The sequence below is a fragment of the Pseudomonas sp. GL-B-19 genome (assembly GCF_019956415.1).
GTDB lineage: Bacteria > Pseudomonadota > Gammaproteobacteria > Pseudomonadales > Pseudomonadaceae > Aquipseudomonas.
The window spans coordinates 280,788-298,411 of the sequence record NZ_JAHBDK010000020.1 but is presented as its reverse complement, the minus strand read 5'-3'; the positions used below and the strand labels follow the sequence as shown (position 1 = coordinate 298,411).

Genomic DNA, 17,624 nt, shown 5'->3' with positions numbered 1-17,624 from the left:
TACATCCGGTAACAATGTACGTTCAATTCCAGCCCGAGGTGCCCATGAGTCAGGCGTTTCTCCCCTTCTCCCGTCCCAGTATCGGCGATGAAGAAATTGCAGCGGTAGAGCAAGTATTGCGCTCCGGCTGGATCACCACCGGGCCAAAAAACCAGCAACTGGAAGAGCAGTTCGCCAACTATGTCGGGTGTCGGCACGCCGTTGCACTTTCTTCGGCCACCGGTGGTATGCATATTACGTTGCTGGCATTGGGCATTGGCCCGGGCGACGAAGTCATTACCCCTTCGCAGACGTGGGTGTCCACGGCCAACATGATCTGCCTGCTGGGCGCCACCCCGGTGTTCGTCGACGTTGACCGCGACACACTGATGAGCGATCTCGCAAGCATCGAGGCGGCCATCACCCCGCGTACCAAAGCCATCATTCCAGTGCACTACGCCGGCGCCGCCTTCGACCTCGACCCGCTCTATGCGCTCGCCGACAAACACGGCATTCCTGTGATCGAAGACGCTGCCCACGCCGCCGGCACCTTCTACAAAGGTCGTCACGTCGGCAACAAAGGCACGGCGATCTTCTCGTTCCACGCCATCAAAAACATGACCTGCGCCGAAGGCGCGATGTTCGTCAGCGACGATGAAGCGCTGGCCGGCCGGGTGCGCATGCTCAAGTTTCACGGCCTCGGCGTCGACGCCTACGACCGCATGACCCACGGCCGCAAGCCTCAGGCGCAAGTGATGGAACCGGGTTTCAAATACAACCTGGCCGACGTCAATGCCGCCATCGCCCTGGTGCAACTGGAGCGTCTGGACGACATCAACGCCAAACGCACCGAGCTGGCGCGAACGTACCTGCAACGCCTGGAAGGCTCTGCCGTGCAACCGCTGGCGGTGCCAACCTATCCGCAACAACACGCCTGGCACCTGTTCATCCTGCGCATCGACGCCGAGCGCTGCGGCTTGGACCGTGAAGCCTTCATGAGGGGCTTGCAAGAACAGAACATCGGCACCGGCATCCACTTTATAGCCACGCACCTGCACACGTATTATCGTCAGCGTTTCCCGAACATTTACCTGCCCAACACCGAATGGAATTCGGCACGGCTGTGTTCGATTCCCTTGTTCCCGGACATGACCACCGATGATGTCAATCGTGTGGTCGATGCCATTGAAAATGTTATGGACAGATCTCAGTGAAACCTTACCCAATCCGTTGCGTATCGGTTGTTATCCCGGTCTACAACGAACAAGACAGCCTGCCCGAGTTGCTTCGGCGTACCGAAGCGTCGTGCCAGCAGTTGCACCATGAATACGAAATCGTCCTGGTGGACGACGGCAGCCGAGACAATTCGGCGCAAATCCTCGAAGAGGCCGCCAGTCGCGAGGGCAGCCCGGTGGTCGCGGTAATACTCAACCGCAACTATGGCCAACACGCGGCAATCATGGCCGGTTTCGAACACTGCAAAGGTGATGTCGTCATCACCCTCGATGCCGACCTGCAAAACCCGCCCGAAGAAATTCCGCGACTGGTTGCCCAGGCAGAACTCGGTTATGACGTGGTCGCCACGGTGCGCAACAACCGTCAGGACTCCGCGCTGCGTCGCTGGCCGTCGAAGCTGATCAACCTGGCCGTTCAGCGCTCGACGGGCGTTGCCATGAGCGATTACGGCTGCATGTTGCGCGCTTACCGCCGCACCATCGTCGACGCGATGCTGGCCTGCCGCGAACGCAGCACCTTCATCCCGATCCTGGCCAACAGTTTTGCCCGGCACACCACCGAAATCCCGGTATTGCATGCCGAGCGTGAACACGGTGAATCCAAGTACAGCCCCATGCGCCTGGTCAACCTGATGTTCGACCTGATCACCTGCATGACCACCACGCCTTTGCGGCTGCTGAGCATCGTCGGTTTCGCCATGGCCGGTCTGGGCGTGCTGTTCGCGTTCGCGTTGATTATCTTGCGCCTGGCGTTCGGCGCTGAGTGGGCCGGCGACGGTTCGTTCGTGCTGTTCGCCGTGCTGTTCGTCTTCACCGGAGGGCAATTCATCGGCATGGGTCTGTTGGGCGAGTACCTGGGGCGCATGTACAGCGACGTCCGCGCCCGTCCCCGCTTCTTTGTCGAAAAAGTTTTGCGTAGCCAACCCGCCGCGCCCGCTCCCGTTGTCACCGTTGACGGCCTTACTTCCACTTCTTCCGATCAGGTTCTCTCATGAGCGTAAAAGCTGTTGTCTTCGCCTACCACGATATTGGTTGTGCCGGTATCGAATCCCTGCTCGCGTCCGGCTTTGAAATTGCCGCCGTGTTTACGCATGCCGATGATCCGAAAGAAAACACCTTTTACGGTTCCGTTGCGCAGTTGTGTGCCCAAAAAGGCATCCCGGTGCATGCTCCTGAAGATGCCAACCATCCGCTGTGGATCGAGCGCATCGCCAAACTCAACCCCGATTACCTGTTCTCGTTCTACTACCGCCACCTGTTGAGTGAACCGCTGCTGGCCACCGCCCGCAACGGCGCGTTCAACCTGCACGGCTCGTTGCTGCCACGCTACCGTGGCCGCGCGCCAGCCAATTGGGTGCTGGTGAACGGTGAAACTGAAAGCGGCGTGACCCTGCACCGTATGGTCAAGCGTGCCGACGCCGGTGCGATCATCGCCCAGCAAGCGGTTGCCATCGAGCGCAGCGACACCGCGCTGACCCTGCATGGCAAACTGCGCGTGGCCGCCTCCGACCTGTTGCGCGACACCCTGCCCGCCTTGCTGCAAGGCAAAGTCACCGAAACGGCTCAGGACGAATCCAAAGCCACGGTGTTTGGTCGCCGCACTGCGGCCGACGGCAAACTGCTCTGGAAGAAGTCAGCGGAAGAACTGTTCAACCTGGTCCGCGCCGTGACCCAGCCGTATCCGGGCGCGTTCTGCGATGTGGGCGAGCACAAGCTGATTGTCTGGAGCGCCGAAGTTGCCAAGGGCAATGAAGGCTTGGCACCAGGCCGAGTGATCAGCGTCGACCCACTGCGCATCGCTTGCGGCGAAGACTCGCTGGTGATCACCGCCGGTCAGCGTAACGACAACGGTCTGTACCTGAGCGGCCCGCAACTGGCCAACGAGTTGGGCCTGGTCGACGGTTCCGTCCTGCGCGGCGCCGAATCCGGGCGTAAGCCACGCCGCACCCGTGTACTGATCCTCGGCGTCAACGGCTTCATCGGCAATCACTTGTCCGAGCGCCTGCTGCGCGACGACCAGTATGAGGTTTACGGCCTGGACATCGGTTCGGACGCCATCGACCGCCTGCGCAGCCATCCGAACTTCCATTTCGTCGAAGGCGATATCAGCATTCACTCCGAGTGGATCGAATATCACATCAAGAAGTGCGACGTAGTCCTGCCGCTGGTGGCAATTGCCACGCCGATTGAATACACGCGCAACCCGCTGCGCGTGTTCGAGCTGGATTTCGAAGAAAACCTGAAACTGGTTCGCTACTGCGTCAAATACAACAAGCGCGTGATCTTCCCGTCGACCTCGGAAGTCTATGGCATGTGCCAGGACCAGAACTTCGACGAAGACACCTCCAACCTCGTCGTCGGCCCGATCAACAAGCAACGCTGGATCTACTCGATCTCCAAGCAATTGCTCGACCGGGTCATCTGGGCCTACGGCCAGAAAGGCCTGAACTTCACCCTGTTCCGCCCTTTCAACTGGATGGGCCCACGCCTGGACCGTCTGGACTCGGCGCGTATCGGCAGCTCCCGGGCTATCACCCAGTTGATCCTGAACCTGGTGGAAGGCACACCGATTCGCCTGTTCGATGGCGGCGAGCAAAAGCGCTGCTTTACCGACATTGCTGACGGCGTAGAAGCCCTGGCGCGAATCATCGACAACGAAAATGACGCCTGCAACGGTCAGATTATCAACATCGGCAACCCGGAGAACGAAGCGAGCATTCGTCAGTTGGGCGAAGAACTGCTGCGTCAGTTCGAAGCTCACCCGCTGCGCGACAACTTCCCACCGTTCGCCGGTTTCCGCGACGTAGAAAGCAAAGCGTTCTACGGCACCGGCTACCAGGACGTGTCCCACCGCAAACCAAGCATCGCCAACGCCAAGCGTCTGCTGGACTGGACGCCAACCGTGGAGATGAGCGAGACCATTGGCAACACGCTGGATTTCTTCTTGCGCGAGGCCATGCTCGAAATCGCGGATAAGCGTTGATGCAGGCAGGCCTTCGAATCGATGTCGACACCTACCGAGGCACCCGTGAGGGGGTGCCTCGGCTGCTGGAAATCCTCGACGAGGCGCAGGTCAAGGCGACGTTCTTCTTCAGCGTCGGGCCGGACAACATGGGGCGCCACTTGTGGCGCCTGATCCGCCCGCAGTTTCTCTGGAAAATGCTCCGTTCCAACGCTGCCGGGCTGTACGGCTGGGACATTTTGCTGGCCGGCACCGCCTGGCCAGGCAAACCGATTGGCCGGGACCTGGGGCATTTGATGCGCCAGGCTCAGGCCGCGGGGCATGAGGTCGGTCTGCACGCCTGGGATCACCATGGCTGGCAGGCCAACGCCGGACGCTGGAGCGACGCACAGCTGATCGAGCAGATCCGCCAGGGCGTCGACACGCTCAGCGACATCCTCGGGCAAAAGGTCGACTGTTCGGCCGCTGCCGGTTGGCGCGCGGACGAACGTGTGATCGAAGCCAAAGAAGCGTTCGGCTTTCGCTACAACAGCGATTGCCGTGGGCGCAGCCTGTTTCAACCGACTCTGGCAGGCGGTGGTTTAGGTGCACCACAAATACCGGTGGATCTGCCGACCTTCGATGAGGTGGTCGGTCCAACTGTCGCAGCCGAGGACTTCAACGCGTTCATTCTTGAGCGCTTTTCCCCCGAAAAACTCAACGTCTACACCATTCATGCTGAAGTAGAAGGGATTCTGATGGCCAACGATTTCCGTCAGCTGCTGGCCGATGCACGCCAGCGTGACATTCATTTCCAGCCCTTGGGCGATCTGCTGCCCGACGCCCCCAACACCTTGCCCTCAGGACGTGTCGTACGCGGCGCGCTTGAAGGCCGCGAAGGCTGGTTGGGAGTGCAAGGAGCATGAGCAAACGCTGGGCACTACCCCTCCTGCTGGTCTTGTTCGTCCTCGCCTATCTGCTGCCGCTGGGCACCCATGGTTTGTGGATTCCGGACGAAACCCGCTACGCGCAGATCAGTCAGCACATGCTCCTGAGCGGCAACTGGGTGTCGCCGCACTTCATGAGCGTGCGCTACTTTGAAAAACCGGCGGCAGGTTACTGGATGATCGCTGCAAGCCAGGCCGTGTTCGGTCAGAACTTGTTTGGGGTGCGGTTTGCCTCGGCCCTGAGCCTGGGCCTGAGTGTATTGCTGTGCTTCCTGATCGCCCGCCGGTTGTGGAACGACCCGCGCAAGAGTTTTGCCTGCGCGCTGCTCTACATGAGTTTCAGCGTCATCGCCGCACAGGCCGGTTATGCCAACCTTGATCCGCAGTTCACCTTTTGGGTCAACCTGAGCGTGGTCGGTTTGTGGTTTGCCCTGGACAGCGTCGGTCGTCAGCGCCTTTTCGGCTGGGCAGTACTGGGACTGGCCTGCGGCATGGGCTTCATGACCAAGGGTTTTCTCGCCTGGTTGCTGCCGGTACTGGTCGCCCTGCCCTACATGATCTGGCAAAAACGCTGGAAAGAACTGCTGATCTACGGCCCCGTGGCAATTGTCGTGGCCATCGCGGTGAGCCTGCCGTGGGTGTTGGCGGTTCACTCGCAAGAGCCCGATTACTGGCGGTTCTTCTTCTGGCACGAGCACATTCGCCGCTTTGCCGGTGACGACGCTCAGCATGAAGAGCCGTGGTGGTACTACCTGCCGCTGCTAGTCGCTTTCAGTATGCCGTGGGTGGCGTTGTTGCCGTCGGCACTGAAACAAGCCTGGCAAACCCGACGCCAGGCCAGTATCGGCTTCCTGCTGCTGTGGATGGTGATGCCACTGGTATTTTTCAGCATCAGCAAAGGCAAATTACCGAGTTACATCCTGCCGTGCCTGCTGCCATTGGCCTTGCTCTTGGGTCATGCACTGGCTGATCGACTGAAGCTGGAACAGGGCCGGGTACTGGGGATCAACGGTTTGCTCAACCTGGTGCTGGGCCTGGTTGTCCTGATTGCCCTGGTCTACCTGCAACTGAAAAAACCGCTGTACGACCATGAACTGCACAACCTGGTGCTGGTGTTCATTGGCTTGATCGGCTGGATCATGGCCAACCTGCTGCAAGCCTTCAGGCCGTTGCAATGCTGGGCCGCCCCGGCGTTCGGCAGTCTGCTGCTGATCGGTTTGATTCCCGCCGGCCTGCCCAATTCGGTGGTCGCCAACAAGACACCCGACCAATTCATCCTCCATCACATGGATGAGTTGTCGCAAACCGGCAAACTGCTGAGCAACGATCTCGGCGCCGCTTCGGCTCTGGCCTGGCGCATGAAGCACCCGGATGTGTTCCTTTACAGCTCGGTAGGCGAATTGAAATACGGTCTTGCCTATCCTGATTCGGCTCAGCAGCTAGTCACCGTCGGCCAGGTTGAGCTGTGGATGCAAAACGCCCGCCGCAATGGCTCCGTCGGTGTGGTCATGCGGGTCAAGGGTGAGCAAGAGTTGCAGGAACTCGATCGGTTGCCCAAGGACGGTAAACGCTATGAACAGGGCAATCTGGTGATTCTGATTTTCCCTCAGGTGGCGCCATGAGCCTGCTACTGGTTCTGGTCGCGTGTCTGTTGACGTGCCTGGGTCAGATCGCTCAGAAATTCGCCGTAGAGAGCTGGCGCGACCAGGCTTCGGGATGGTCCGAAAAACTGCGCTCGCCCTGGCTGTGGCTGGCGCTTGCCGCGCTGGGAACGGGTTTGCTGGTCTGGCTGCTGGTCTTGCAGCGACTTGAAGTCGGCATTGCCTACCCGATGCTGAGTCTGAATTTTGTGCTGGTCACACTGGTCGCCCGTTTTGTCTTCCATGAAACGATCGACCGCCAACACTGGTTGGGTGTGGCACTGGTGATCGGTGGCGTGGTTCTGCTGGGGCAACACGCATGAGCCTGCGTCGCGGAATTACCTTCGCCATGGGCAGTGTGCTGCTGGTCAGCGCCGCACAGTTGGGCATGCGCTGGAGCATGACGCGCCTGCCCTCACCGGACCACTGGTTAACAGCCAGCATCGACCCGGTCGCGATAGTGGTCGTGCTCAGCGCCATTATCGCCTACGCCCTTTCGATGCTTTGCTGGCTGGCCGCCCTTCGCGACCTGCCGCTGGGGCGGGCCTATTCGCTGTTGAGCATCAGCTACGCGCTGGTGTACCTGCTGGCCGCCAGCCTGCCACTGTTTAACGAAACGTTCAGTCTTTCAAAAACCCTCGGGGTGGCGTTGGTCATGCTCGGGGTCATCATCATCAACTCTCGTTCAGTTCGTGCGACCGAACTCAGGGATGCGTCATGAAAATCAGTGTATTTGGTAGCGGTTATGTGGGCCTGGTCCAGGCAGCTGTCCTGGCTGAAGTCGGTCACGATGTGATCTGCATGGATATTGACGAGAAGAAAGTCGAATTGCTGCAACAAGGCCACGTGAGCATTTTCGAGCCGGGGCTTGCCAGCCTGGTGCGCGAAAGCCTGGAAGCCAAACGACTGCAATTCACCAGCGACGAAAAAATGGCCGTGCAGCATGGCCAGGTCCTGTTTATTGCAGTGGGCACCCCCTCCCGAGACGACGGCTCGGCGGACCTGAGCTACGTGATGTCGGTCGGCGATGCCGTGGCACGCCATCGTGAACAACCGGTCATTCTGGTGGAGAAATCCACGGTGCCGGTGGGTACGGGTGACGCGTTGCGCGCCCATATCGACAAATGCCTGACGAAGGCCGGCCGCGTGCTGCAGTTCGATATCGTCTCCAACCCCGAGTTTCTGAAAGAAGGCTCGGCTGTCGCCGACTGCCGCCGCCCGGACCGGATCATCATTGGCTGTGAACGTGACGAAGTCCGCGAAGTGATGCGCGACCTCTATGCGCCGTTCAACCGCAACCACGACCGCGTGATGTTCATGGACCTGCGCAGCGCCGAGCTGACCAAATACGCCGCCAACTGCATGCTGGCCACCAAGATCAGCTTCATAAACCAGATCGCCGAGCTGGCCGAGCACTTGGGCGCCGACATCGAATCGGTACGCCTGGGCATCGGCGCCGACTCCCGTATCGGTTACCACTTCATCTACCCCGGCTGCGGTTATGGCGGCTCGTGTTTCCCCAAAGACATGCGCGCACTGATTCACAGCGCCCAGGAAGCGCACTGCTCCAGCGACCTGCTGCAAGCAGTGGAAGCAATCAACGAGCGCCAGAAACACAAGCTGTTCGAGCGGATCAAAGCGTTCTACCGTGGCGACCTGCGCGGCAAGACCTTTGCCGTCTGGGGCCTGGCGTTCAAACCCAATACCGATGACATGCGCGATGCGCCGAGCAGGGTCCTGCTGGAGTCGCTGTGGGCTGCCGGGGCCAACGTGCGAGCGTACGATCCGGAAGCCATGCAGGAAACCCAGCGCCTGTACCCTGACGAGTCGAAACTGATGCTGATGGGCACACCGGAATCCGTCCTGTCGGGCGCCGACGCCTTGATCGTCTGCACCGAGTGGCAGCAGTTCAAAGCGCCGGATTTCGACCTGATCCAGCAGCGTCTGAACGCGCCGGTGATTTTCGACGGGCGTAACCTGTACGACGCCGAACGCCTTGAACGCAGCGGTTTCAAGTACTTCCCGATGGGCCGTGGTGAGTCGCGCAACCTGCCGATTCCGCATCAGCAATGGCCCGCTGATTCGGTCGTCGCTTGATCCCATCATCATCGACCCGACAGCACTCCCTGGGCGTCGGGTTACTGGCACTGATTCTGTTCAGTGCCGGGGTTTACCAGCAGGCGGCCATCGGATTCGACTCGCGATTCGTGATGTTCGCCCAGGAAATGCTGCGTAACGGGCCATCGGTGTTTCCAACCACCTATGGCCAACCCTACGCCGATTATTCGGCGGTCTCGACGCTGTTCATCTGGGTGCTGTCCCTGCCATTCGGGCAGGTCAACACCCTCAGTGCCTGGTTGCCAAGCGCGCTGGCCGGTGCGGTGATTGTCACGTTGATGTACCGCTTGGTGGCGCCCTACTCGCAACGCTGGGCGCTGCTCAGCATCGCCTTGATGCTGATGACGAACACGTTCATCACCGAAGCCCGCGCCGTGTCCCAGGACCTGATACTCGCGGCGGTCGCGTTTTCGGTGTTTTACCTGGGTTACGCCGCCGACCATTTCGCGGCACGGCGCCGTTGGTGGCTGATCTTTGCACTGTTGATCCTTGGCTTCGGGGTTCGCGGACCGATTGGGCTGGTGGTGCCGACGGGCATCCTGTGCAGCTACTTCTTGCTCAATCGCCAATGGCGCCACGTGTTCGGTTTCGGCCTGGCAGCAGCGGCGCTGTTGGCGCTGTGTGTCGGCGCACTGTTATGGCTGGCCGATACCGATGGCGGCCCGGCCTTCATGCAGGACGTGGTGCGCATGCAGTTCATGGGCCGCATGGACGGTAGCGAAGGCGCCAGTGACGTGCTGTATTACTTCACCAGCTCGATGGGCAACTATGCGCTCGCCTATCCGCTGGCCTTGCTGGTGTTGGCGGCGGTCGCGTTGACAAAGCCGCGGCAGGCAGGTCCGGCATGGCGCCTGTTGCAGTACTGCGTGGCGGCCGGGTTGATTGTGATGATCGGGTTGTCGATTCCACAGGCGAAAAAGGCCCGCTATCTACTGCCGATGTTGCCGATGGCAGCAATCATCGCGGCGTATCCGTTCCAGGTGGCGCAAGGTCGGTTGTTTGCCGCGTTACGCGGGTTGATGCAGGGGTTATGGCTGCTGATCCCGATACTCATGATCGTTGGATTGGTGGTCGCTCAGAGCCGGTTTCCCGAGCAACTGACGTCGATCCGCTCGATCGTGATCCTGCTCGGTGCGTTGCAAGTCATCGCTCTTGCCACGCTGTTCAAGCCCCGTTGGCGCGCACAGACCTTGGCTTTTTGCGCGGTGCTGGCGGTGTGGTCTGTGTACATGAGCGTGTTCGAACCGGTTGAGCGTCGGCTCTATGACACCCGCACATTCAGCCTTGCCGTCTATGAGCAGGTTCAGGAAGCGCCGGCGCCGCTGGTGTTGCACGGGATGGGCAAAGACGCCAAGGCCATCAAGTTCATGATCAACATCCCGCATGACTTGCAGCCGCTGTTTACCGACTCAATTGCGGAACTGCAAAGTCTCTCCGGACCTGCGTGGTTGATGATGGACCTGAACGCTTACAACGCCTTGCAGGGTACTCCCTTGGGTAACTTGCAGCCGGTGTTGAGCGGGCGTTTCGACAAGAACGATTTCGTGTTGCTGCACTTAGTGCAGTAACGCGGCAACGCCCTACGTAAAACACTCTCGTCCCACCGAAAACTCGGAAACCTCCTACATCCCCCCCCGAGACATTTTCAATAAGGTGCCCCTCCGACGAAAAGGAGCGGCACCCCTATGGCCAATCACGGCTACATGACCATCACAGGCAATACCCAAGGACTGATCTCGGCGGGCTGTTCCACTCAAGCATCCATTGGCAATAAATGTCAGACAGGACATACAGACGAAATCATGGTGCTGTCCTATAGCCACAACATGGCCAATATAGGCAACATCAATAAGCCTACACACAGCCCCCTCGTCATCACAAAGAACGTCGACAAGTCCTCTCCGCTACTCGCTCAAGCGCTATCAACCAGAGAAGAAATAAGCTGCGCAATAAACTTCTATCGAATTTCTTCGTTTGGTCTTCAGGAGAAATTCTTCAGCATTGAAATCGAAGGCGGCATTATTGCCAACCTGACACTCGATATGCCCCATGTTGTTTTACAAAACGACGTCGAGCCCCAAGAGCACGTGGCTATTCGTTACCGCGAAATTACCTGGAGACACCATCTCGCGGGCACCAGCGGGCACGGGTCGTGGGGGAACAGTGAATGGGACAGTTGAGGGAGCGCTGCGAAGAAAGTAGTTGCGATTACTGGGCCGTCAGCACAGCGGCAGCTAACTTGACCCAACAAGCCTGCACGTTGGGCGCCCGTTATATCAATGACGGGACGCTGCGCCTGCAATTCAATCGCGAGGTGTCTTACTACGCGAGGGGGATTGTGAATGATGTGGCGCAGGGACGGCAGAGCGCTGATCAGGGATTGAAAGAGATAAAGAACGAACAGAATAGTTTGCTTAGCCAGGCATCGGAGATTGCACAGAAAGGTGTCGGATTAATTGCAGGAGCACTTCAATTCGCAACAGGTGCCGGGATTTGCTACGGGTCGGCGGGTACGTTATGTCTGCTCGCTGGCACACCGATGATGTTGCATGGAACCAACAACATGTATGAAAACGGTAAAAATCTATGGGAAGGACGTTCAGATGTACAGGGACCTGTCAGGAAAAGCTATCAGATGATTGCAAAAATAATTGGCCATGGTGACGCTGAAGGAAACATGATGTACGGGACTGGTGAATTGGCAATGTCTGCATTTGGATTGGCCAGACTAGTTCTAAAGCCCGACTCTTGGCGTTTATTTAGATACGTACGCACTGATTATGTTCGAGCATATAAAACTACACCCATTCCCGTTATTATTCTGGAAAGAACCGCCGACACCATAACGATAAACGGGATGCTGGATCAGCAGAGAAACAACAAGCACTCCAATTAATATGTTATGCGAGACCTGTATGAAAAAAATATTTTCAGATGCGCGAATGTATTTGTTTGCCCTTGGGTGCGCCGGGTTTCATACAGTATGGATCTCATTGTTAATAAATTATTTTTTTGAGATGGATATCTTCGCGGCTAGAACAGTGGTGATTATATGTTTTATTTCCGTATCAAGCTACTGCATAAAAATCATACCTAAAGAGCTTCGAAAACTTGAAAAAAAATAAAGTCTTATTCAAAAACCTCAGGAGGCACTGCAAGAAAAACCAAAACAACAAAAGATACTCAGCACATCGGTATTATGCCAATAAATAAAATCAATTTCCTCACGACACTCCAGGACTCCGATGCGCTATCTAAAATTATTCTGATATAGAAGTTCAATGTATCTGATTCTCAAACCGGCGCCTTCAAATCCACACCCAACGCCTGCGCAAAAGCTTTTACCAACGGACTGCGTACAGTGTTATGGCGCAAGATCAAATGGAACGGCGTATCGAAGTGGATCGATGCCGGGCACAACGCACGTAGTTGTCCTTGGGCGACCATCGCCGCAGCGTAATGACGGGGCAGAAAACCGAGAAAACGCCCGGTCTTGATCAGCAATGCTACGGCTTCGACCTGGGTCGCCGAGGCGGAAAAGCTGTCGTACGCGGCGAATTTGAGCTTATCGCGGTGGATCGCGTAGCGGTGGTTGACCCACTCGAATTGCTTGAGCACCTCCCCGCCAAGCTGTTCGTCGGGCACTTCAAACAAGGGATGACCGACGGCGCAGTAGGCTTCCGAACGCTCCTCGTACAGGGCAAAGTAATCGAACTCTTCTCTCCGTTGGTACACCGGCACGATGCCCGCCACCAGACGGCCTTCCACCACGCCTCTTTCCACCTCATCCAGTTGCGAGGCTTGAAGTTGGAAACGCACCTTCGGTGACTCTTCATTAATCCGTTTTAGCGCGGCAACTAATGGAGAACTTTGATCGGTCAGAGTGTTATCAATAACCCCCACGCCAAGATCACCAACCAGTTCATTTTGCGCTGAACTAAGCCTGTCTCTAAAGTTATCGACCGAGGCAAACAAGTCGATCGACGCCTGATACACCAAACTGCCTTCTTCGGTCAGATGAAAGCCTTCTCGACCCCGAGTACACAGGCGCATGCCAATGCGGATTTCCAGGTCGGAGATCTGTTTGCTGATAGCGGCCAGCCCCACGTTCAGCTCATTTTGCGCCGCACTAAAGCCCCCGGCCTCGACCACCGCCTTGAATACTTTGAGCAGTTTGAAGTCCAGCCCACTGAGGGCCAGCGGCGCCCGTTGCAGCGGTTTTGGCGGCGGGTTTCCGGAATTGGAAAGTGGGGTTTCCATAATGCTTATTTACCTCTGGCGCCGTATTCAACAACCTGTGTCCAACAACAAAAATAGTGCCGGTAAATAATAATGACCACAGAAAACCAGGCTTGGCAACCGCCAATAAATTCCGTACTTCAGTGCCAACTCACTGATGACAAACGACTAAAAGCTGACACTTCGATCAGCTCTCGTGACTTCGCAACTGCGCTTATCCCCTGCCCTTGAATTATTGATTAGGCCGAACCTCGCCCGAATGATTTTCGACGCGTGTTCCGGGCCCGGCATACCGATTTCAGTTCGCTTTACCGACGAGGAAAACAACAATGTCTCAAACCACCGACCGTCTCTGGGGTGCTCGCTTCAAAAGCGGCCCCTCCGAAGCCCTCGCGGCCCTGTCCCGTTGCCCTGAGCGCTACTTTCGCCTCACCCCTTACGACCTCGCCGGTTCCAAGGCGCATGCCCGTGAACTGCAACGTGCCGGGCTGCTGGACGAGCAAGAAACCCTAACCATGCTTGAAGCGCTGGAGCGCATCGGTGATGACTTCCGCGCCGGCCGCATTGCACCGACGCTAGACGATGAAGACGTCCACACCTTCATCGAGCGCCTGCTGACCGAACGCCTCGGTGCCTTGGGTGGCAAGCTGCGCGCCGGCCGCTCGCGCAACGACCAGACCGCCAACGACCTGCGCCTGTTCCTGCGTGATAACGTCCGCACCCTGGCCGTCGAAGTGCTGGCCCTGCAACAGGCACTGGTCGATCAGGCCGAGCAACACATTGAAAGCATCTGCCCTGGTTTCACTCACCTGCAACAAGCGCAGCCGATCGTCTTCGCTCACCACTTGCTGGCCCACGCCCAATCGATGCTGCGTGACGTGCAACGCCTGGTGGATTGGGACGTGCGCACCTCACTGTCGCCACTCGGCGCCGCCGCCATGGCCGGTTCCGCCATCGCTCGGCTGCCGCAGCAGTCGGCCAGGGAAATGGGCTACAGCGGCGTCTGCGAAAACTCCATCGACGCCGTCGCCAGCCGCGATCACGTTGCCGAGTTCCTGTTTATTGCGAGCATGCTCGGGATCAACATTTCCCGCCTCGCCGAAGAATTCTGCCTGTGGTCATCGCGGCAATTCCGCTGGGTCGCTTTGGACGATGCCTACGCCACCGGCAGTTCGATCATGCCGCAGAAGAAAAACCCGGACATCGCCGAACTGGCCCGGGGCAAGGCAGGGCGTTTGATCGGTAACCTGACCGGCCTGCTCTCCACGCTGAAATCGTTGCCGCTGTCATACAACCGCGACTTGAGCGAAGACAAAAACGGCGTGCTCGACAGCGTCGACACATTGTTGCTGGTATTGCCAGCCATGGCCGGGATGGTCGCGACCATGAAGGTCAACGTCGAAGAATTGCGACGACAGGCACCGCTCGGCTTCACTCTCGCTACCGAAGTCGCTGACTGGCTGGCGATGCGCGGCGTACCGTTTAAGGAAGCGCATGAGATTACCGGCGCGCTGGTCCAGGCTTGCGAGAAACACGACATCGAATTGTGGGAAGCCTCGCCGGCGCTGCTGGCCGAGATCGACCCGCGCCTGACGCCTGAAGTGCGTGACAGCCTGACGCTGGAAGCCGCCATCGCCGCACGCAGTGGCTGGGGCGGCACCGCGCCGCAACAGGTACGCGAGCAGATCGGCCGCCTGAAAACCGCCCTCGCCGCGCAGCACGAATGGACCGAGAACTATCAAGGTTTCCGGCTCTGATCGACAACGAAAAACCTGTAGGAGCCGAGCTTGCTCGCGATAGCGGTCTGACATTCAGCACTGATGTTGTCTGACACACAGCCATCGCGAGCAAGCTCGGCTCCTACGGGGATTGTGCTTGACCTGATACACCAGCGTACGGAGAAACAACATGAGCCAGACCCAGGCAGAACGACTCCAGTCGGAGCGCAAACTGGCAGAAAACCAGTTCGACATCACTCAGTACCAGCATGTGCCACGGCGTTATTACGGGCGGATTTTCTTTGCCACCGTCATCGTCATCGCCATTCTCGCTCTGGTGCGGGCCTTTGCCGAAGGCAAGATCGAATGGTCGTACATCGGCCAGTTCCTGACGTCCCAAGCGATCATGTGGGGCTTGCTCAACACCATCGTCATGGCCGTGCTGGCGATGGCGCTGGGCATTATTTTCGGGGTGATCACCGCCGTCATGCGCATGTCGGCCAACCCGATCCTGCGCTACGTGGCAGTGACTTACACCTGGCTGTTTCGCGGCACGCCGCTGATCCTGCAGCTGCTGTTGTGGTTCAACCTGGCGTTGATTTTCCCCACCATCGGCATCCCCGGCCTGTTCGAAATGGACACCGTGAGCCTGATGACGCCGTTCGCGGCCGCCCTGCTCGGCTTGAGCATCAACCAGGGCGCCTACACCGCTGAAGTGGTGCGCGCCGGACTGCTGTCGGTGGACACCGGTCAATACGAAGCCGCCAAGTCGATCGGTATGCCGCGCCTGCAAGCACTGCGCCGAATCATTCTGCCGCAGGCCATGCGCATCATCATTCCGCCGGTCGGTAACGAGTTCATCGGCATGGTGAAAATGACCTCCCTGGCGAGCGTTATCCAGTACTCGGAACTGCTCTACAACGCCCAGAACATCTACTACGCCAACGCCCGCGTGATGGAGCTGCTGATCGTCGCCGGTATCTGGTACCTGGCCACGGTCACCGTGCTCTCCTTTGGTCAAAGCCGTCTGGAGCGTCGTTTCGCTCGCGGCGCCGGCAAGCGTTCTTGAGGAACCCCACATGAGAAGCATCGTCAAGGCCGTGAGCCTCAACAAGTACTACGACCATTTCCACGCGCTCAAGGACATCAACATCGAGGTCGAGCAAGGCGAAGTGCTGTGCATCATCGGCCCGTCCGGCTCCGGCAAAAGTACCTTGCTGCGTTGCGTCAACCAACTGGAAAAAATCGACAAGGGCGGCCTGTGGGTCGACGGCGAACTGGTGGGTTACCGGATCGTCGGCAACAAACTGCATGAACTCAACGAGTCGCAAATTGCCCGTCAACGCCTGGCCACCGGCATGGTGTTCCAGCGTTTCAACCTGTTCCCGCACATGACTGTGCTGCAAAACATCATCGAAGGGCCGTGCCAGGTGCTCAAGCGTTCGCCCAAAGAGGCGCACGAAGAAGCCGTGGAACTGCTCGCCCGCGTCGGCTTGGCCGACAAACGCAACAGTTACCCGATCGAGCTTTCGGGGGGGCAGCAACAACGCGTGGCCATTGCCCGTGCCCTGGCCATGCGCCCCAAACTGATGCTGTTCGATGAACCCACTTCGGCACTCGACCCGGAACTGGTCGGTGAGGTGCTGTCGGTCATGCGCGATCTGGCGCAAACCGGCATGACCATGATCGTCGTCACCCATGAACTGGGCTTCGCTCGCGAGGTTTCCAACCGCATGGTGTTCATGGACGAAGGACAGATCGTGGAGGCTGGAAGCCCCGAAGAAATACTAATAAGTCCGCAAAACCCGCGCACCCAAAGCTTCATTTCTGCCGTTCGAACCTAAGCGCCAGTCTCAGAAACCAAGAGCTGCGTAACAACACTCATAAGAGAACGACCATGAAGAACTTCGTTATTCCAGCAGTACTCGCAAGCGTTATGGCCTCAGGCTTCACCGTGGCGGCCGAATTGCCGGCCAGCATCAAGGAAAAGGGCGAGATCGTGGTAGCGATCATGCCGAACTACCCGCCAATGGATTTCAAAGACCCTGCCACCAACACCCTCACCGGCCTCGACTATGACTTGGGCAATGCCCTGGCCGAGCGTCTGGGCGTGAAGATCAAATGGCAGGAAACCGGTTTCGAACAAATGATCAACGCGCTGACTACCGACCGCGTGGACATGGTGATGTCCGGCATGACCGACACCGCCGAGCGTCAGGCCAGCGTGACCTTCGTTGACTACTTCACCAGCGGTCCACAGTTCTACACCTTGCAGAAGAACAAGGACTTCAACGAAATCACCGACCTGTGCGGCAAGAAAGTCGGCACCAGCCGCCGCACCACGTTCCCGGCGGAAATCGCCGAGTGGAGCAAAACCAACTGCGAAGCAGCCGGCAAGCCTGCGATCAATGTGATCGGCACCGAAGGTTCGGCCGATGCCCGCGCGCAACTGCGTCAGAGCCGTATTGACGCGGCGATGCAGGGCAGCGAGACCCTGCCGTACCTCAAGACTCAGGAAAAGGACATGTACAAAACCCTGGGCCTGCCGATTTCCGTGCAGTTCACCGGGTTGGGCGTGAGCAAGAAAAAGCCTGAGTTGAGTGAATCGGTGAAGGTTGCGTTGCAGAGCATGATTGATGACGGCAGCTACCAGACCATTTTGAAGAAATGGGACCTGGAACTGGGCGCGATCAAGACGGTGACCATCAACGCCGGCAAATAACACGCTGATCTGTAGCAGCTGCCGAGCCTGCGAGGCTGCGTTCGAGGACGAAGTCCTCGCAAATCCAATGCACGCGGTTTGCCTG

General features: G+C 58.3%; 16 protein-coding genes. 15 read left to right on the top strand and 1 reads right to left on the bottom strand.

Going from position 1 to position 17,624, the window contains the following annotated elements; translation table 11 throughout:
- The first annotated feature begins 44 nt into the window (after positions 1-44).
- The 11 genes from arnB to KGB06_RS08045 all read left to right on the top strand — a co-directional run bounded on the left by arnB (position 45) and on the right by KGB06_RS08045 (position 11,756).
- Complete coding sequence (gene arnB, locus KGB06_RS08095) at positions 45-1,193, top strand: UDP-4-amino-4-deoxy-L-arabinose aminotransferase (protein WP_223513673.1); 1,149 nt, start codon at positions 45-47, stop codon at positions 1,191-1,193.
- A complete protein-coding gene (gene arnC / locus KGB06_RS08090; protein ID WP_223513671.1) occupies positions 1,190-2,209 on the top strand; it encodes an undecaprenyl-phosphate 4-deoxy-4-formamido-L-arabinose transferase in 1,020 nt (339 codons plus the stop codon). Before arnB ends, arnC begins: the two co-directional genes overlap by 4 nt.
- A complete protein-coding gene (gene arnA, locus KGB06_RS08085) occupies positions 2,206-4,197 on the top strand; it encodes a bifunctional UDP-4-amino-4-deoxy-L-arabinose formyltransferase/UDP-glucuronic acid oxidase ArnA (protein WP_223513670.1) in 1,992 nt (663 codons plus the stop codon). The genes arnC and arnA overlap by 4 nt, the downstream gene beginning before the upstream one ends.
- Positions 4,197-5,081 (top strand): 4-deoxy-4-formamido-L-arabinose-phosphoundecaprenol deformylase, encoded by an 885-nt coding sequence (gene arnD, locus KGB06_RS08080; RefSeq protein WP_223513667.1) that lies wholly within the window; start codon positions 4,197-4,199, stop codon positions 5,079-5,081. Before arnA ends, arnD begins: the two co-directional genes overlap by 1 nt.
- A complete protein-coding gene (gene arnT, locus KGB06_RS08075; protein ID WP_223513664.1) occupies positions 5,078-6,724 on the top strand; it encodes a lipid IV(A) 4-amino-4-deoxy-L-arabinosyltransferase in 1,647 nt (548 codons plus the stop codon). Before arnD ends, arnT begins: the two co-directional genes overlap by 4 nt.
- Entirely contained in the window at positions 6,721-7,065 is a 345-nt protein-coding gene (arnE, locus tag KGB06_RS08070) for a 4-amino-4-deoxy-L-arabinose-phosphoundecaprenol flippase subunit ArnE (protein WP_223513661.1), read from the top strand. Before arnT ends, arnE begins: the two co-directional genes overlap by 4 nt.
- Entirely contained in the window at positions 7,062-7,463 is a 402-nt protein-coding gene (gene arnF / locus KGB06_RS08065) for a 4-amino-4-deoxy-L-arabinose-phosphoundecaprenol flippase subunit ArnF (protein ID WP_223513658.1), read from the top strand. The genes arnE and arnF overlap by 4 nt, the downstream gene beginning before the upstream one ends.
- Positions 7,460-8,839, top strand: coding sequence for a UDP-glucose dehydrogenase family protein (locus KGB06_RS08060; RefSeq protein ID WP_411741837.1), 1,380 nt, complete (start codon positions 7,460-7,462; stop codon positions 8,837-8,839). Before arnF ends, KGB06_RS08060 begins: the two co-directional genes overlap by 4 nt.
- 53 nt (positions 8,840-8,892) lie before the next feature.
- On the top strand, positions 8,893-10,428 hold the full coding sequence (locus KGB06_RS08055) for an ArnT family glycosyltransferase (protein WP_223513897.1): 1,536 nt from the start codon (positions 8,893-8,895) through the stop codon (positions 10,426-10,428).
- A gap of 117 nt (positions 10,429-10,545) precedes the next feature.
- Positions 10,546-11,040, top strand: a complete 495-nt coding sequence (locus tag KGB06_RS08050) for an Hcp family type VI secretion system effector (protein ID WP_223513655.1) — start codon at positions 10,546-10,548, stop codon at positions 11,038-11,040.
- Positions 11,028-11,756: a DUF4225 domain-containing protein gene (locus KGB06_RS08045; RefSeq protein ID WP_223513651.1), complete on the top strand. Its 729-nt coding sequence runs from the start codon at positions 11,028-11,030 to the stop codon at positions 11,754-11,756. Before KGB06_RS08050 ends, KGB06_RS08045 begins: the two co-directional genes overlap by 13 nt.
- A 398-nt stretch (positions 11,757-12,154) precedes the next feature.
- On the opposite strand, the gene KGB06_RS08040 is transcribed toward KGB06_RS08045, so the two are convergent.
- Positions 12,155-13,120: a LysR family transcriptional regulator gene (locus tag KGB06_RS08040; RefSeq protein WP_223513648.1), complete on the bottom strand. Its 966-nt coding sequence runs from the start codon at positions 13,118-13,120 to the stop codon at positions 12,155-12,157.
- 308 nt (positions 13,121-13,428) lie between these two features.
- Here KGB06_RS08040 and argH point away from each other — a divergent pair, with 308 nt between their 5' ends.
- From argH to KGB06_RS08020, 4 genes are all read left to right on the top strand, one after another.
- The gene (argH, locus tag KGB06_RS08035; protein ID WP_223513646.1) at positions 13,429-14,856 is read left to right on the top strand and encodes an argininosuccinate lyase; all 1,428 of its coding nucleotides are present in this window, start codon (positions 13,429-13,431) and stop codon (positions 14,854-14,856) included.
- A gap of 151 nt (positions 14,857-15,007) precedes the next feature.
- Positions 15,008-15,886, top strand: a complete 879-nt coding sequence (locus KGB06_RS08030) for an amino acid ABC transporter permease (protein WP_223513644.1) — start codon at positions 15,008-15,010, stop codon at positions 15,884-15,886.
- 10 nt (positions 15,887-15,896) lie between these two features.
- A complete protein-coding gene (locus tag KGB06_RS08025; RefSeq protein WP_223513642.1) occupies positions 15,897-16,661 on the top strand; it encodes an amino acid ABC transporter ATP-binding protein in 765 nt (254 codons plus the stop codon).
- Positions 16,662-16,714: 53 nt separating this feature from the next.
- A complete protein-coding gene (locus KGB06_RS08020; RefSeq protein ID WP_223513639.1) occupies positions 16,715-17,539 on the top strand; it encodes an ABC transporter substrate-binding protein in 825 nt (274 codons plus the stop codon).
- The last annotated feature ends 85 nt before the right edge of the window (positions 17,540-17,624 follow it).

Bases quoted from the DNA above. Each gene is read 5' to 3' on its own strand.
- KGB06_RS08030 (WP_223513644.1), top strand. From the start codon at position 15,008: ATGAGCCAGACCCAGGCAGAACGACTCCAGTCGGAGCGCAAACTGGCA.
- KGB06_RS08025 (WP_223513642.1), top strand. From the start codon at position 15,897: ATGAGAAGCATCGTCAAGGCCGTGAGCCTCAACAAGTACTACGACCAT.
- KGB06_RS08040 (WP_223513648.1), bottom strand. From the start codon at position 13,120: ATGGAAACCCCACTTTCCAATTCCGGAAACCCGCCGCCAAAACCGCTG.
- arnE (WP_223513661.1), top strand. From the start codon at position 6,721: ATGAGCCTGCTACTGGTTCTGGTCGCGTGTCTGTTGACGTGCCTGGGT.
- KGB06_RS08020 (WP_223513639.1), top strand. From the start codon at position 16,715: ATGAAGAACTTCGTTATTCCAGCAGTACTCGCAAGCGTTATGGCCTCA.
- argH (WP_223513646.1), top strand. From the start codon at position 13,429: ATGTCTCAAACCACCGACCGTCTCTGGGGTGCTCGCTTCAAAAGCGGC.
- arnF (WP_223513658.1), top strand. From the start codon at position 7,062: ATGAGCCTGCGTCGCGGAATTACCTTCGCCATGGGCAGTGTGCTGCTG.
- arnB (WP_223513673.1), top strand. From the start codon at position 45: ATGAGTCAGGCGTTTCTCCCCTTCTCCCGTCCCAGTATCGGCGATGAA.
- arnA (WP_223513670.1), top strand. From the start codon at position 2,206: ATGAGCGTAAAAGCTGTTGTCTTCGCCTACCACGATATTGGTTGTGCC.
- KGB06_RS08060 (WP_411741837.1), top strand. From the start codon at position 7,460: ATGAAAATCAGTGTATTTGGTAGCGGTTATGTGGGCCTGGTCCAGGCA.
- arnD (WP_223513667.1), top strand. From the start codon at position 4,197: ATGCAGGCAGGCCTTCGAATCGATGTCGACACCTACCGAGGCACCCGT.
- KGB06_RS08045 (WP_223513651.1), top strand. From the start codon at position 11,028: ATGGGACAGTTGAGGGAGCGCTGCGAAGAAAGTAGTTGCGATTACTGG.
- arnT (WP_223513664.1), top strand. From the start codon at position 5,078: ATGAGCAAACGCTGGGCACTACCCCTCCTGCTGGTCTTGTTCGTCCTC.
- KGB06_RS08050 (WP_223513655.1), top strand. From the start codon at position 10,546: ATGGCCAATCACGGCTACATGACCATCACAGGCAATACCCAAGGACTG.